The sequence below is a fragment of the Methylobacterium haplocladii genome, assembly GCF_007992175.1.
In the GTDB taxonomy this organism is placed as follows: Bacteria; Pseudomonadota; Alphaproteobacteria; order Rhizobiales; family Beijerinckiaceae; genus Methylobacterium; species Methylobacterium haplocladii.
Map to the genome: position 1 here is coordinate 25,291 of NZ_BJZT01000047.1, position 13,976 is coordinate 39,266.

Sequence of the window (13,976 nt, forward strand, 5' to 3'; positions counted from 1 at the left end):
CCGCTCGGACGCGATCACGGATCGTTCGCGGCGCGGCGGCGGCGCAGACGCTTGGCCACCTCGTAGACGCCCAGCATGGCAAGCGCCACGGCGAAGGGAACGAGGTAGTAGCAGACCCGGAACAGCAGCAGCGAGCCGAGCACCTCGCCGCGCGGCAGGCTCGACATGGCCAGCATGATCGTCGCCTCGAACACGCCGGCGCCGCCGGGAACGTTGGAGGCGATGCCGAGCATCGCGGCGAGCACGTAGATCGCGACGAAGGTCGAGAAGCCGAGCGTCATCTCGGAGGGCATCAGCACGTAGAGCACGGCGGCCGCCGCACAGACGTCGCCGATGCCGACCAGCATCTGCGTGAACGAGACCGTGGCGCCCGGCAGTTCGAGCCGCCAGTGCTTCACGGTGATGTAGCGGCGCTTGATCGAGACCCAGATCAGGTAGCCCACGACCGAGAACAGGGCCGCGACGCCGACGCCCTGGTTCACCCGGATGCTGGTGAAGGCGAGGCCGGCGAGCTGGCCCGCCTCGACGATGAGGCTGAGCCCCAGAACCACGCCCATGCCGAGCCAGAAGGTGAACCCGGCAATGACGGTGAGCGCCGCGATCTTCGCGGTGGAGAGGCCACGGCTCGAATAGACCCAATAGCGGATCGTGCCGGCCGTCAGCAGCGGGAAGCCGAGGGTGAAGCTCACGGCGTAGCTCGTGAACGAGGCGAGCGCCGTGATGCGGTATGGCACCTTCAGCTTCAGCTGCTTGAGCGCCAGCGCGTCATAGAAGGTGAGGAAGAAGTAGCTGATCGCCACGAAGCCGAAAGCGACGGACAATTGCGTGCCGGTCACCGCGGTCAACGCACCGCTGAGCTTGTCCCAGGTAATCTCTTCGGAGAGTTTCCAGAGGACGACGGCCGAGGCGACGAGAAGGAGGATGCTCGCGGCCGTGCCGATCCAGGCATAGCGTCGCTTGAAAAAGCCCGCCTTCGCCCCCGCCTTTCCGTCGGCATCGACCTGCGACGCGTCGACGGCTTCGGTCTCGGCCCGATCCTTCCGTTTCTCGACGAAATTCATCCTGGAACGGCGTCCGCCTCTGCTGGTCGCTCGCCCTGCGCCGGAACGCGGGTCATCCCGAGCGACGGCCCGCCCGCCGCATGTAGGCCGATCACCCCGCAAAGGCTAGCGACGGCTGAGGTATTCCAGAGGGCGTGCCATGACGATGGCGGGTGAGCCGTCACCTCCCGCATGGTGGCCATCAGGTGGAGGCCAGCAGCGTTCGAGCCTGCACGAAACCGGTGAGGATCCGCTCGCGAACGCTCGGCGACGTGCAGACGAAGGTGGGGCTCGGATGCGGGATCGCGACGATGGGCAGGCCGGGACGCAGCCGCTCCAGCGGTTCGCGAACGGCGCCGGCGATCCGTCCCGCCAACACCACGACGGCGAGGTGCGGAAGGCAATCGAGCAGCGGATCCAGATAGCGTTCGGCCAAGCGCTGCTCGGACCGGCGCGGCGTCCGATTGAGAGCGCCCTCGACATGGATCACCCACGGTACGGTGTTCCAGATCAGCGTATCGGCCCGCGCGATGTCCCCCGCCCGCAGGAAGCGGAAGAGGTTGGCGGCCGTGCCGGTCGGATTGTCACGCGAGACGATTCCGGTTCGTACGATCGCCGGTCCCGGTGTTTCCAGCAGAAGCAGCAGCCGTGCCTCGACCCCTCCGTCGAACGGATCCGGGTCCGGAACCGCAGCGCTTCGCTCGGTAGCGATCCGTCGCGCGAGTGTCCGCAGCGGCCGGAGATGAGGCGCGTCGATGAAGCCACGTCGTTCCGCGAGAGCCGCCGGATCCGCGAGGCTCTTCGGGATGTCGGGCTCAGACCGCGGCAGCATTCGGCGGCACGCCTCTGGGCAGGGTGCCGGTGAGCCGAAAGCGCTCGACGGCACCCTCGTCCTTGAGCCGAGCAACCAAGGCCTCGGCGCCGCCGAACTGGAATCCGATCTGGCTGCCGTAGGCCGCACAGGCCTGGGCCTTTCTGGATTCGCATTCGGCATCGAAGCGGATCTCGCAGGGATCAAAATCCGAAAAGATCTCTCGCAGTGGTTCCTGTGGATCGGCACTGCGCACGGTGTACGGGTAGTCGCGCCACCACAGGATCGGCGCCGCCGGATACACGCCCGGGCGGCAGGCGCGCAGGGCCCGCACCACCTGGACGTGGTCGACATGGCCGCCGACGGCCTGCGGCGCGAGGATCAGATCGGGCCGGATCTGCGAGATCAGCGTCTCGAACGCGTCGGCGAGGTTGAGCTCGATGCGATCGTCCGCATGCAGGCCGCCGAACAGTTCCGGCGGGGAGCCATAACCGCGATGCGGGGCCTCGCGGAAGGGCAGGTGGACCGGCGCCTCGATCCCGAGATGGGCTGCAGCCACGAGATCTTCTTCGCGGCGGAGCGCCATGTAGTCGACCTCGGCCGACAGCCCCTTGTCGAGTTGGCAGGCCAGCGCGAAGCCCTTCGGCTCGGCGACGGAGGCCGTGAACACGGTGGCCATCACGACGTTCCAGCCCCCGCGCGCCAGATGCGCCAGCGTGCCGCCGGCCGAGAAGACGGCGTCGTCGAGATGGGGCGAGACGGCGAGGGCGCACGGCATCAGAGCAGATGCGGCTCGGCGCGGAAGCGGCAGTTTGGATCGTGCGGAAGCGCGTCCGAGAAGTCCGTATGTGGAAGCTCGCGGACGATGTCGGCGTAGACCTGCATGATCTGGCCGCCCACGGCCTTCCACGAATAGACCCGGCGGCATTCCTCGAGCCCGGCTTGTGCAAGCCGCGCGCGAAGCTCTGCGTCCTCGATCACCCGGCCGAGAGCCTTTGCTAGGGCCGACACGTCGCCTGGCTGGACCATCAGTCCGTTCTCGTCGTGGCGCAGGCAGTCCGAAACGCCGACGGAATGGGTCGAGACCACGGCGAGTCCGGCGGCCATCGCTTCCAGGATCGTGTTCGAAAAGCCCTCGGCATAGGTCGGCGAGACGAACACGTCGGCCTTCCGGTAGAGATCCGGCACCGTCTCGTAATCGGCATAGCCGGTGAACGCGACGTGGGCCGGCGTGAAGCCGATCTGCTCCGCGCGGGCGCGGGCGGCGTCCACGTCCGGGCCGATGCCGGAGATGGTCGCCTCGAAGGGCAGACCGGCCTCCCAGACACGTTCGAGCGCATCGAGCATATCGAGGACGCCTTTCCGGCGGTCGACGCGGCCGTGATAGAACAGCCGCACCGGGTCCTCGCCCTCCACCGGTGCGCCCGGCGTGAAGCGGGCGGTGTCGACCGCGCCGGGCACGATGGTGAAGCGCGCAGGGTCGGAGCCGAGCCGGTCGCAGACCTCCTTCACGAAGGACTGGCCGCCGATCAGCAGGGCGTTGGCGTGGGCCAGAACCTCGCACATGGCGACGCGGTGGGTCTCGCAGCACGACCCGACCCAGTGGCCGTCGCCGCCCTGGATCGAGACCACGTTCGGCACGCCGAGCCTTTTCGACGCGAGAAGCACCGCCCAGCCCGTCGGGTAGCCGTATTGCGCGTGCAGGACGTCGAAAGGCTTTTTAGCGTGCTCGGCGCAGATGGTCTCGACCATCGTCGCGATGTCGCGCTCGAAATCGCCGCTCTCCTGCTCGCCGAGCTGCTCGAGGCCGATGACGTGAACCCCCGGCACGACCGGTGGCGGTCCTCCGCCATAGACACGGGTGCCGAATGCGTCACCGCGATACTGCGAAATCATCGTGACGTCGTGGCCGGCGCCGACGAGTTCGCGCAGCAGATTCTGCGCGTAGACGCTCATGCCGGAGATCGCCGGGAAGTAGCGCCGACTGACGAAGCAGATCCTCATGAGGTCGCCGTTCCCGTGGAGATCTGCGGCGCCAGCGCCTCGTGCGACGTCTCGTCGGCAGCCGGCAGACCGGGACCCGGACGGCGGCAGGTCCGCAGATATTCGAGGGAGCGCGGCACCATCACATCGGCGCGGTGGCTTTCGCGGGAGAGCTCAACGCAAACGAGTTTCTGGAAGTCGATGGCTTCGAGGGCGTCGAGCACCGACGGAACGTCCATGTCGCCCTCGCCGAAGGGCAGGTGGATGTGCTCGCGGCGTTTCATGTCCTCGATGGCGACGGTGCCGAGGCGCTCCGCGAATTCCCTTACAGCAGCGGCCGGATCGCGCTCCTCGGTCACGAGGCAATGGCCGGTATCGAGGGCGAGCCGGAGGTTCGGCAGGTCGAGGGCGGCATAGTCGTCGAGGGTCTCGATCAGCATGCCGGGCTCGGGTTCCAGCGCGGCGACGACACCCTTCTCCTCGGCATAGGCGGCGACCTCGGTGAGGCCCTCGATCAGCCAACCCTGCGCAGCCGCGCGATCGACGCCCTCCTTCGGCACACCGGCCCAGAACGAGACGGCCTCCGACTTCAAGACATGCGCGATGTCGACGGCGCGCTTCAGGAAGCCGATGCGCCTAGCACGACCCGAGGCGTCGGCCGTCACCAGCGTCGGCTCGTGCTTTGCGCTGGGGTCGAGCAGGAAGCGGGCCCCGGTCTCGATCACCGAACCGAGTTCGAGACGCTGCAGCAGCGTCGCGATGTGGTCCGCCTCGACGATCCAGCTCTCGGCGAACGGGTCGAGATGGTGGATGTCGAGCGTCAGCGCGACCCCGTCATAGCCCGCATCCTTGATCAGCCGGATCGCGTCTTCGAGGCGGTGATGGGCGGTGCCGTTGGTGTTGTAGGCGAAGCGGAGGGTCACGACGGCATTCCCCCTTCGTCATTCCGGGGCCGCGCAGCGGAACCCGGAAACCATGACCGAGCACGGCGTTTCCTGTCCGCCCGAAGCGTCGCTCCCCATCGTGGATTCCGGGTTCTCGCCTTCGGCGAGCCCCGGAACGACGGGTCGAGTCTTCCGGCCACCACTGCGGTCATACCCGCTTCCTCTCGGCCCGCCGGCCCTGCCGCTCGTAGCGGAAGGGGGCATGGTGGGATTCCGGCTCGCGGTAGAGCGGATAATGCGAGCCGACGATCTCCTCCGCCAGGGCGGTGTCGAACAGCGGCTGGCCGCCGAGGCGCTCGAGCGCCTCCGGCGTCAGGCGCACGGGCAGCAGCGTGTCGGTCTCCCGGCCGAATTTTATCAGCGGATGGTCGCGCTCGATGAGCTTCCGGGTGTTCCGCTCACCGATCCGGTAATAGCTCATGGTCTCGACTTCGAGCCCCGGCACGATCGCCTTGACGATGCCGATGCCGCTCTCGGGCGGGGCGCAATCGACGTAGAGGATGTCGAACCCGGCGGCATCGAGCCGGTCCTTCGCGATCTTGCCGCGGGCATGTCCGTCAGCCGCCGGGGTCGTCGGCAAGTCGAGGAACGGCTTCTTCGAGCGCTCGGAGAAGACCGTCTCGGAGAAGACACCCTTCAGCTCTTCGCCCGTGAGGTCGATCCAGGCGAGCATCGCCTGCAGGGCGCGGCTCTCCTCCAGGTCGAGGCTCGGAAGCGCCTTCTGGATGAAGGCCTCGACATAGCCGGGGGGGGCGACGCTGTCGGCGAGCGCCAGAGGACCGTGGCCGAAGGTCTTGCGGACGCGGGCGGCCTGGAATTCGAGGAGCGCCTTGCGGAGCGCCCGCTCGCGGTCGGGATCACAAGCCTCACCGGCGGCCGAGAGCGCGATCGGGCAGGGAGCGTCGGCGCCGTTCTCGTCGTAGCCGACCACGTAGATGTTGGTCAGGCCGAACTCGTCGGTGGCGAATTTCGGTAGCGCGCGGATGCCGAGACCCTTCAGCCGGTCGAGCATGGCCTGCGTCTCCGGGCCGATGCCGGTGAGGTCGATCATCACGCCCTGGTCCAGCGCTCGGAACAGCAGGCCGTTGCCGTCGCGCTGGAGCAGTTCGAGCAGGCCGTGACCGAGGGCGAATGCCGTGTCCGGGCCGGCGCCGAGGCCGTTCGTAATCAGGTTGGTGAAGGGCTTGTAGCCCGCGCTCAGCTCGAAATAGTCGGTCGCGGCGATGTCGAGCGGCATCCAGACGTTCTCGCCGGTGCGCGCGCGAACCACCGTCGTCCAGTCGAGCTTCGTACCGCGGCCGACCGGCGAACCGGCCGGCAGGCACAGCGTCAGCGGGTCGGCGACGCTGCCGGCGCCGAAGACGCGAACGAGGTCGTCGTAGGAGCAGCCGACCTGCTTTTCGCGCGGCATGACGGCCAGCGACGGCATCAAGTTCTCGGCGATCTCGGCAACGGCGCCGATCAGCGCCTCGTCGTCGGTGGCGCCGTAGCCGATGCCGGACGGCATGGCGCCGACGAAGAAAGGATCATCGAGAAACAGCGCGACGAACCAGACCGGGATGCCGGTGCGGTCGAGCGGCGCCAAGTTGAAGCCGACGACGCGGCCCTCGGGCAGAATGTCGAGATAGGCCGTGACGGCATCCGGCAAGCGCTCGGGCAACCCCTCGATCCGGCGCGGGGCGCCATAGCGATAGCGCCGCGGTGCCTTCAGGCTGTCGTGGCGGGCGCGGTCGTCCTGGTCGATCTCGGTCGTCGTCATGGCAGTTCAGTCACTCGCGGTGATGCGGCGATCCCGGATCTCCCATCCTCACACCTCATCCTGAGGTGCTGCGCAGCAGCCTCGAAGGAGGGCTCCAGGACCCGATGCGATCCCCGGAGCCCTCCTTCGAGGCCTCCGCTTCGCTTCGGCACCTCAGGATGAGGTGATGGAGTAGGACCGACCGTCTCGTATCGTTCCGTCTTCGTCTCACGCCGCCGGCGCGACCCTCGGGCGGCCCGGCTCGCGCCCGGCCTCGCCGTAGGCCCGCGCCAGCAGGCGCATGGTGTGCAGGTCCCGCTCGGCCGAATAGGCCGCCCGCTCCTCCGGCCGGCGCAGGGCCGAGCCGAAGGCGCGAACCTGTTCCAGGAAGGGCGATGCCTCCGCATCGAAGGCGATGTCTTCGGCCACGCCGGTTGTACCATCGGTGAACGTCAGCCGGCCGCCGGGCGTCTGCCCCATCGTGTCGACCGCCGTCAGCATGCCCTTCGTTCCGACCACCTCCAGACGGCGGCGGGGCAGCACGTCCGGGCAGTTGTAGGCGACATGGAGATTGGCGAGCACGCCGCTCTCAGTGCGGCCGATCAGGAGCGCCCCGTCATCGACGGCATAATCCTGGGCACGGGCTTGCGTCAGCGAAGCGATGTCCTGGATCGATTCCCCAAGCAGGAAATCGCAGAGGTCGAGCCCATGCGGGGCGAGGTCGATCAGCGCGCCGCCACCCGCCTTGGCCGGATCGATCCGCCAGTTGTCCTGGCCCTGGAAAGACGCCCAGGCCCGGTCGAGCCAACAGGCATAGACGATGCGGATCGTCGTGACCGTGCCGAGCCGGCCTTCGCGGATCGCGTCCCGCATGGCGCGGTGCCCGGGGTGGTGGCGCTGGTCGAAGGCGGTACCGTAGAAGGTGCCGGAACGCTTGACCGCAGCAGCCATGGCCTCCGCGTCGTCGAGCGAGGCCGCCATCGGCTTCTCGCACAGGATCGCCTTGCCGCTGGCCGCCAACGCCTCGACGGCTGCACGGTGCAGGTGGTTGGGGGTCGCGACATAGACCGCCTCGACCTCGGGCTCGGCGATCAGCCCGGCGATGTCGGCATGCGCCCGCGCGCCCTCGGCTTCCGCTGTGGCGCGCGAGGCCCCACCCGGGTCGGCGACGGCGACGAGCCGGTGGCCGGCAGCGCGGATGCCGGGCGCCATGTAGTCGCGGGCGACCCAGCCGTAGCCGACGATGCCCCAACCGATCGCATCCTCGTTGGCCGCACTTTCGCGCGACGAACCGTCATCTACTTCGTCTGAAAGTGCTCTGGTCATCACCAGCGCTCCGGCAGATCGACGTATTCGCGTCGACGCACGCGCTCCGCGATCGGCGTCTGCGGGCCACCCTCCCAATCAAGGGTCTTGGGGCCATCGGAGTGCAGCGGGTAGGTCACGCGACCGGCGTATTCCGCCGCGTAGCGCTCGGACGGCCAGCGAATTACGTAGGCACCGCTGAGATCGACCTTGTAGAGCGGGTTGAGCCGCAACGCCGTGCCGGCAACCGGAAGCGTGATCCCGTCGATCACCGAGCGTGGGGCAGGGCGCATGCCGGGGCCGGCAACGAGCGAGAAGGCCTCGCAGGCCTTCAGCTCGTGCGGGTCGCGCGGAGTCGGCGCGCGCGCCTCAATGAGCGCCCGGGTCAACTCGGCATCGTCGTAGACGAGCCCGTCCGGAAACAGCTCCTCGATGTCGGCGGCCGAAACCGCCTTGCCGGCGGAGAAGCCGGGGCAGCCGCTGTTATGGATGTGGCTGACCGCGAGCCAGCCGTCTTCGCCGGCCGTCCTGCGCAGACAGGCGAGGATGCCCGGCTTGTCGTCGAGGAAGTAGAAGGCGTCGTTGCAGAGCACGAGGTCGACCGGCGCCTCGGCGATCGGCCAATGCGGCGAGGACGCATCGAAGCAGATCAACTGTGCGCCCTTCTCGACCACCCAATTGCGGGCCACCCAGAGCTTGGCGAAGACGACGTCGGCCCCGGCGACCTTCACGCCACGGGCCTGCATCTCGCGCAGATAATGCCCGATACCGCAGGCGAGTTCGAAGGCGCAGGCGGGTTCGTTCCAGTGCGCTTCGAGCAGCGTGAGCCCGGCAAGATAGGTCGGGTCGCTCCAGCGATTGACGAAGTAATCGCCGACTCGGCCCCAGCCGAGACCGTTAACGGCCTCACGAAGCGTCGCGGTCCTGCTGTCGGCCACGAGCGCGCGGAGCGCCGCCGGATCGGCCGGAGGACCGTTCCACCAATCGTCCTGGTCGGCGAGTAGGCCCGCCAGCGCCGCGTCGGTATCGCCCGCGTCGATATGGGCCAGCGTCGCCGCAATCAGTTCGCCCCGGTTGGTGCGCAGGTACGGAATGCCATCGAGCACGGGCCAGCGGGCACCGGTCTCGGCGTCGCGCAGGATATGCGCGCCGTCGGCCTCCAGCGGGTTGCCGGTTTCGGGCGAGAGAAGATCGAACGGGATCATGGCCGAAGAATAGGGCGGGGGGTGCCGGTTTTCACGGGATGCGCATGTCGCGCAGCACCCGGTCCTGGAAATCCTTCACCGGACCGGCATGGACCAGCTCCATATCGCCGAGCACCGTGTCCATGGTCAGCGAAGCGGCGCGCAGATGCTGCGCGATCTGCAGCACGCGGTCGATCGAGTCGGCTGCGTGGAAGGCACGGCCTTCGGCGGTTGCGTCGTCCGGAAGAACGGCGCGGGCGCTGCGTACGGTCTCGCGCAGGGACGGCTCCAATTCGTTCAGCGAACGCTCGGAGCAGCGCGCGACGATCGGCCAGAGATGGTCGCCGAGCAGCATCTCGCCGGTGAACCCGGCATCCGGCATCAGCGCGTTGTGGAAGTGGTGCGCCATGGCCGCAAGGAAGACCACGGTGGGGTCGGCCCGGTAGAACGGACTCAGCACGACGCCGTATACCGCCACGATCAGGCAATGCTCGGCGTGGTTCTCCGGCGGTTCCAATAGGATGCGCGGCTTGCCGGGGCAGGTGACGCCGGCCCGCGGCTGTTGCGCCTGCGCTGCGACGAAGTCGGGCAGGGGGCCGGCCGGGAGGGCCTCCTGCGACGGGCGCAGGAAAGCGCGCAGGCGATCACGGAGAACCGGATCGACCTGCTCGGTGACGGCATCGAAGCCTGCGACGAGCACGGCCGAGGCCTGCTCGTCGTCCAGGCCGGCGGCCACCAGGAATGCGGCGTCGATGTCGCAGAGCCGGGTCGCGGCCAACGCGCTGGCGGTCACCTGAAGCGCTACCGTTTCCGGTGCGGCTCCGCCCGTGAGCGCTCCCCAGCCCTGCGCAAAAAGCCGCTCGGCGATCGACCCGGCACGTCCGGCGGAGCGGACGCGCTTGAGATCGCCGAGTTCGACGAGAAGATCGCGCAGAGGAAGGGGCGCGGCGGCTGCCGTGCCCTGGGTCGGCATCAGTTTGCGCCGAGCCAATCGAGCAGCATCTTCTGCTGCTTGCCGAAATCGTGCTCCGGGCCGGCGCCGTTCTTGACCATCGGCGCCTTGAAGAAGCTCGAAAGCTGCTCCTGCGCACCACCATCCCCCCGTTGCTTGGCGAGGTCGAGCACGCGCGCGATCTCGATCACGAGGGGAGCCGCCAGAATGGAATCCTTGCAGAGGAAGTTGACCTTGATCTGCATGCGCTGGCCCATGAAGCCGGTGACGTCGATGTTGTCCCAGGCTTCCTTGTCGTCGCCGCGCGGCCGGTAATAGTGGATGTGCACGAGGTGGTCCTCGACGGGGTAGCCGAGAATCGAGTCGAGCACGGTGCCCTTGGTATTGATCTTCGACTGCAGGGAGGACGGATCGTTCAGGGCGAGGCCGTCGCGATTGCCGAGGATGTTCGTCGAGAACCAGCCGTCGACGTGAAGTGCGCGGGCCTTGAAGGCGGGCGCCAGCACGGTCTTCATCATAGTCTGGCCGGTCTTGCCGTCCTTGCCGGCGACGGGCACGCCCATCTCCTTGGCGAGGTTCAGCAGTGCCGGAATGTCGGCAGCGACGCTCGGCGTGAAGTTTCCGTAAGGCACGCCGCTCTTGATCGCCGCATAGGCGTAGAGCATTGCCGGGGAAATCGACTCGTCGTCGGTGTCGAGGCCCTTCTCGAAGGCCTCCGTCGAATTCAGCACGGCCGCGGTCAGGTCGGGCCAGCGCTCGGTCGAGGCGAGGTTGATGACCACGACCTCGTCGAGGTTGCTTTCCTGGCGGAAGCGCTTGAGGTCGTTGGCGATGATCGAGACCGTCTCGCGATGGTCCTTGGCGACGATGCGGTTGCCGCCCTCGATGTTCTTGCAGAACTTGGCGCTGCCGACGGCCGGCCAGGGTGTGATGCCCTTAAGCACCTGGGCACCGTTCTCGATGTCCTGCTGGGTCAGCACGCCGTGACCCGTTGCGGCCGAGGCGAGGTCGTCGCTGTTGAGATCCCAGCCGCCGAAGACCAGATCCTTGTAATCCGTCATTCCCTGCACGGAGACCCCGGCAAGAGGCAGACCGTCGAGCCGGTTCGATCCTGTCTTGATCATCTCGATGCCGGCGATGGCGGTGGTGGCAACGGCGCCGCCCATGCCAACGAACGCGACGCCGACGCGGCGACCGGTCTGCATGCTCATCGGGGAAGTACTTTCTGTCTGTCTGAAGAACGCGGGACTCGAATGGCGTCGCGCGGTGGCCCTATCTCGGCCCGTATCAACTGGGTCGCGGAGGGTCCGTTCCAAGGCGGATGTGCCATGTTTCAAATGAATGGAAGCTGACGGACCGCCGCACCACTCGTTAATGATTAGTAAACAAAGGGGCTTAACGCCGCATTAACGCCGCCACGATCGGATCATGGGCCGGTCCCATTGTCGTCACACCTGACGGCGACACCCCGGGCACTTGATCGAAGCCGCGCCGAGAACGCCGCGGCACGAAAAAAGGAAGTTTGATGGGGGTTTTCCCGGAGCCGGCGCTCTGCGCCGACGACGTGAGCCGACTCGTGCCTATGGGGTCGGACGATGTCAACGACACCAAGCCGGCAAAGCCGCACGCGTTTTCGCGATCCACGTCCCTGCGTAAGGTGAAGCGTGGGTTTTTCGCGGGCCTGATCGCCGGTCTCGCCCTCGGCGTCGCCCTCCCGGCGGCCCTGGCCAACGACCGGATCGAGAGCTCCATCGCCGCGCAGCTTGGCAATGGCGACCGACCCGCCGAATGGGGCGGCGAGACCTTGAGGAGCCAAGAGCCGCTGACGCAGGCGATGCTCGACAACCACCCCGGGACCCCGCCCGACCCTAAGCTCGATGCCGACGTGCTGCGCTTCGGGGAGATGAGCGTGCCACGTCCACTCGCCGCGACGATCGTGCGCGCGTCGGAGGCGACCGGAGTCGACCCGGTCTACATGATGGCGCTGGCCGACAAGGAATCGAGCTTCGATACCGACGTGAAGTCCTCGGCGTCCTCGGCGCAGGGCCTCTTTCAGTTCGTGACCGCGACCTGGTTCGAAATGATCCGCGACTACGGCGCCCGGCACGGCCTGACGGCCGAGGCTTCGGCGGTGAAGGGCCGCGGCGGCGGCATCGGCATCGCCGACGGGGCCATGCGCAAGCGCGTGCTGGACCTTCGCAACGACCCGTTCGTCTCCGGCCTGATGGCGGGCGAGCTGATCAAACGCGACCGTGCCCGGATCGAGAGCCGCATCGGCCGTGAGCTCAAGACGACCGAGCTCTACATCGCCCATTTTCTCGGCACCGCGAGCGCCGGCAAGTTTCTTTCGCTGAGCGCCGACGATCCGGATCGCAGCGCGCAAAAGGTCTTCGGCCGCGCCGCGCGCGCGAATCGCAGCATCTTCACGCAGAAAGACGGTGACAAGCGCCGCAGCCTCACCGTGGCCGAGGTCCACGAGCGCCTCGACGGCATGATCGACCGGCGCATCAGCCAGTACCAGGCTATCGCGGCCATGATCGCTGAGGAATCGGAGCACGGCGCCGAACATCCGGTGCTCGATGCGCGCCTCCGCCTGAAGGACGACGTCGTCCTCCCGCTGGTCGCTCCGACGATCCAGTGAGCGGCGGGGCAGCACCGTTAATGAAAAAAGGGCCGCGATCCTATGCGTTCGGATCGCGGCCGTTTTCGATTCGATGTTCCGGTGACGAAACGCCGGCCGGTCAGGCCGCCTGCTTCTGCCGGTTGAGGAGCTTGCGGTTGATCAGGACCTCAGCGATCTGAACAGTGTTCAGGGCCGCGCCCTTGCGCAGGTTGTCCGAGACGCACCAGAAGGCGAGGCCGTTCTCGACGGTGGCGTCCTCGCGGATACGCGAGACGTAGGTCGCGTCCTCGCCGGCCGCCTCGTGCGGGGTCATGTAGCCGCCGGCCTCGCGCTTATCGACCACGAGAATGCCCGGCGCGGCGCGCAGGATCTCGGTGGCCTCCGCGACGGAGAGCGGCCGCTCGAACTCGACGTTCACGGATTCGGCGTGGCCGACGAAGACCGGTACCCGCACGGCGGTGGCCGTCAGCTTGATCTTCGGGTCGAGCATCTTCTTCGTCTCGGCCATCATCTTCCACTCTTCCTTCGTGTAGCCGTCCTCCATGAACACATCGATGTGCGGGATGACGTTGAAAGCGATGCGCTTGGGGAACTTGGCCATGGTCATCTGGCCGGCCGTGAAGACCGAACGGGTCTGTTGAAACAGCTCGTCCATGGCTTCCTTGCCGGCGCCGGAGACCGACTGGTAGGTCGAGACCACCACGCGCTTGACGGTGGCCGCATCGTGCAGCGGCTTCAGCGCGACGACGAGCTGCGCGGTCGAGCAATTCGGGTTGGCGATGATGTTGCGCTTGGTGAAGCCCACGATCGCATCGGCATTCACCTCGGGCACGATCAGCGGCACGTCCGAATCGTAGCGGAACGCCGACGAGTTATCGATGACGACGCAGCCTTGCTCGCCGATGCGGGGGCTCCACTCCTTCGAGATTTCGCCGCCGGCCGACATCAGGCAGATGTCGGTGTCGGAGAAGTCGTGGGTGTCGAGCGCTTTGACCTTGAGCACCTTGTCGCCGAAGGAGACCTCCTGGCCCACGCTGCGGCGCGAGGCCAGTGCGACGACCTCGTCGGCCGGGAAGGCACGCTCGGCCAGGATGTCGAGCATCTCGCGGCCCACATTGCCCGTGGCTCCGACGACGGCGACCTTGTAACCCATCTCGAACACTCCGCTGCGCGGCCTCAAGCTCGCGGCCGCATGCGCCAATACGGAAAAGCCCGCCCCGAACGCGACGAGGCTGGCTTTTCGACGGGCGGAGCAAGGCGCGCACGCACTCCGCCTGTCAAGGCGGTGGCATGCATGTCCGCTGCCCGGACTTGATCGAAACCGGCCGAGCCTCTAAGCGGGCGGCGCCTTGCGCCCGGTCTTGTTCCAGGCGCGCCCGCTCAGGATTGATTGGAC

At 67.5% G+C, this 13,976-nt stretch carries 12 protein-coding genes; 1 reads left to right on the forward strand and 11 read right to left on the reverse strand.

Annotated features, from left to right (window positions below; translation table 11 throughout):
- Nucleotides 1–14: 14 nt before the first annotated feature.
- From MHA02_RS20370 to MHA02_RS20415, 10 genes are all read right to left on the reverse strand, one after another.
- Nucleotides 15–1,061, reverse strand: coding sequence for a lysylphosphatidylglycerol synthase domain-containing protein (locus tag MHA02_RS20370; RefSeq protein ID WP_147082181.1), 1,047 nt, complete (start codon nt 1,059–1,061; stop codon nt 15–17).
- Between the two features lie 181 nt (nt 1,062–1,242).
- On the reverse strand, nt 1,243–1,869 hold the full coding sequence (locus tag MHA02_RS20375) for a uracil-DNA glycosylase (protein ID WP_174804696.1): 627 nt from the start codon (nt 1,867–1,869) through the stop codon (nt 1,243–1,245).
- Nucleotides 1,856–2,632, reverse strand: a complete 777-nt coding sequence (locus MHA02_RS20380; RefSeq protein ID WP_147082205.1) for a PIG-L deacetylase family protein — start codon at nt 2,630–2,632, stop codon at nt 1,856–1,858. Before MHA02_RS20380 ends, MHA02_RS20375 begins: the two co-directional genes overlap by 14 nt.
- Nucleotides 2,629–3,855 carry a glycosyltransferase family 4 protein gene (locus MHA02_RS20385; RefSeq protein WP_147082185.1) on the reverse strand — a complete coding sequence of 409 codons (1,227 nt, stop codon included), beginning with the start codon at nt 3,853–3,855 and terminating at the stop codon, nt 2,629–2,631. The genes MHA02_RS20380 and MHA02_RS20385 overlap by 4 nt, the downstream gene beginning before the upstream one ends.
- Nucleotides 3,852–4,757: a sugar phosphate isomerase/epimerase family protein gene (locus tag MHA02_RS20390; RefSeq protein WP_147082187.1), complete on the reverse strand. Its 906-nt coding sequence runs from the start codon at nt 4,755–4,757 to the stop codon at nt 3,852–3,854. Before MHA02_RS20390 ends, MHA02_RS20385 begins: the two co-directional genes overlap by 4 nt.
- A 169-nt stretch (nt 4,758–4,926) precedes the next feature.
- Nucleotides 4,927–6,537, reverse strand: coding sequence for a YcaO-like family protein (locus tag MHA02_RS20395; protein WP_147082189.1), 1,611 nt, complete (start codon nt 6,535–6,537; stop codon nt 4,927–4,929).
- Nucleotides 6,538–6,744: 207 nt separating this feature from the next.
- Complete coding sequence (locus MHA02_RS20400; RefSeq protein ID WP_147082191.1) at nt 6,745–7,842, reverse strand: Gfo/Idh/MocA family protein; 1,098 nt, start codon at nt 7,840–7,842, stop codon at nt 6,745–6,747.
- Entirely contained in the window at nt 7,842–9,026 is a 1,185-nt protein-coding gene (locus MHA02_RS20405; protein WP_147082193.1) for a class I SAM-dependent methyltransferase, read from the reverse strand. The genes MHA02_RS20400 and MHA02_RS20405 overlap by 1 nt, the downstream gene beginning before the upstream one ends.
- Before the next feature lie 31 nt (nt 9,027–9,057).
- Entirely contained in the window at nt 9,058–9,978 is a 921-nt protein-coding gene (locus MHA02_RS20410; protein ID WP_147082207.1) for an HD domain-containing protein, read from the reverse strand.
- Nucleotides 9,978–11,168, reverse strand: coding sequence for an inositol-3-phosphate synthase (locus tag MHA02_RS20415; protein ID WP_147082195.1), 1,191 nt, complete (start codon nt 11,166–11,168; stop codon nt 9,978–9,980). Before MHA02_RS20415 ends, MHA02_RS20410 begins: the two co-directional genes overlap by 1 nt.
- A gap of 314 nt (nt 11,169–11,482) precedes the next feature.
- Here MHA02_RS20415 and MHA02_RS20420 point away from each other — a divergent pair, with 314 nt between their 5' ends.
- Nucleotides 11,483–12,598, forward strand: coding sequence for a transglycosylase SLT domain-containing protein (locus MHA02_RS20420; RefSeq protein ID WP_147082197.1), 1,116 nt, complete (start codon nt 11,483–11,485; stop codon nt 12,596–12,598).
- A 100-nt stretch (nt 12,599–12,698) separates the two neighbouring features.
- Here the strand turns inward: MHA02_RS20420 and MHA02_RS20425 are convergent, their stop codons facing one another.
- Nucleotides 12,699–13,733 carry an aspartate-semialdehyde dehydrogenase gene (locus tag MHA02_RS20425; protein WP_147082199.1) on the reverse strand — a complete coding sequence of 345 codons (1,035 nt, stop codon included), beginning with the start codon at nt 13,731–13,733 and terminating at the stop codon, nt 12,699–12,701.
- Nucleotides 13,734–13,976: the final 243 nt, after the last annotated feature.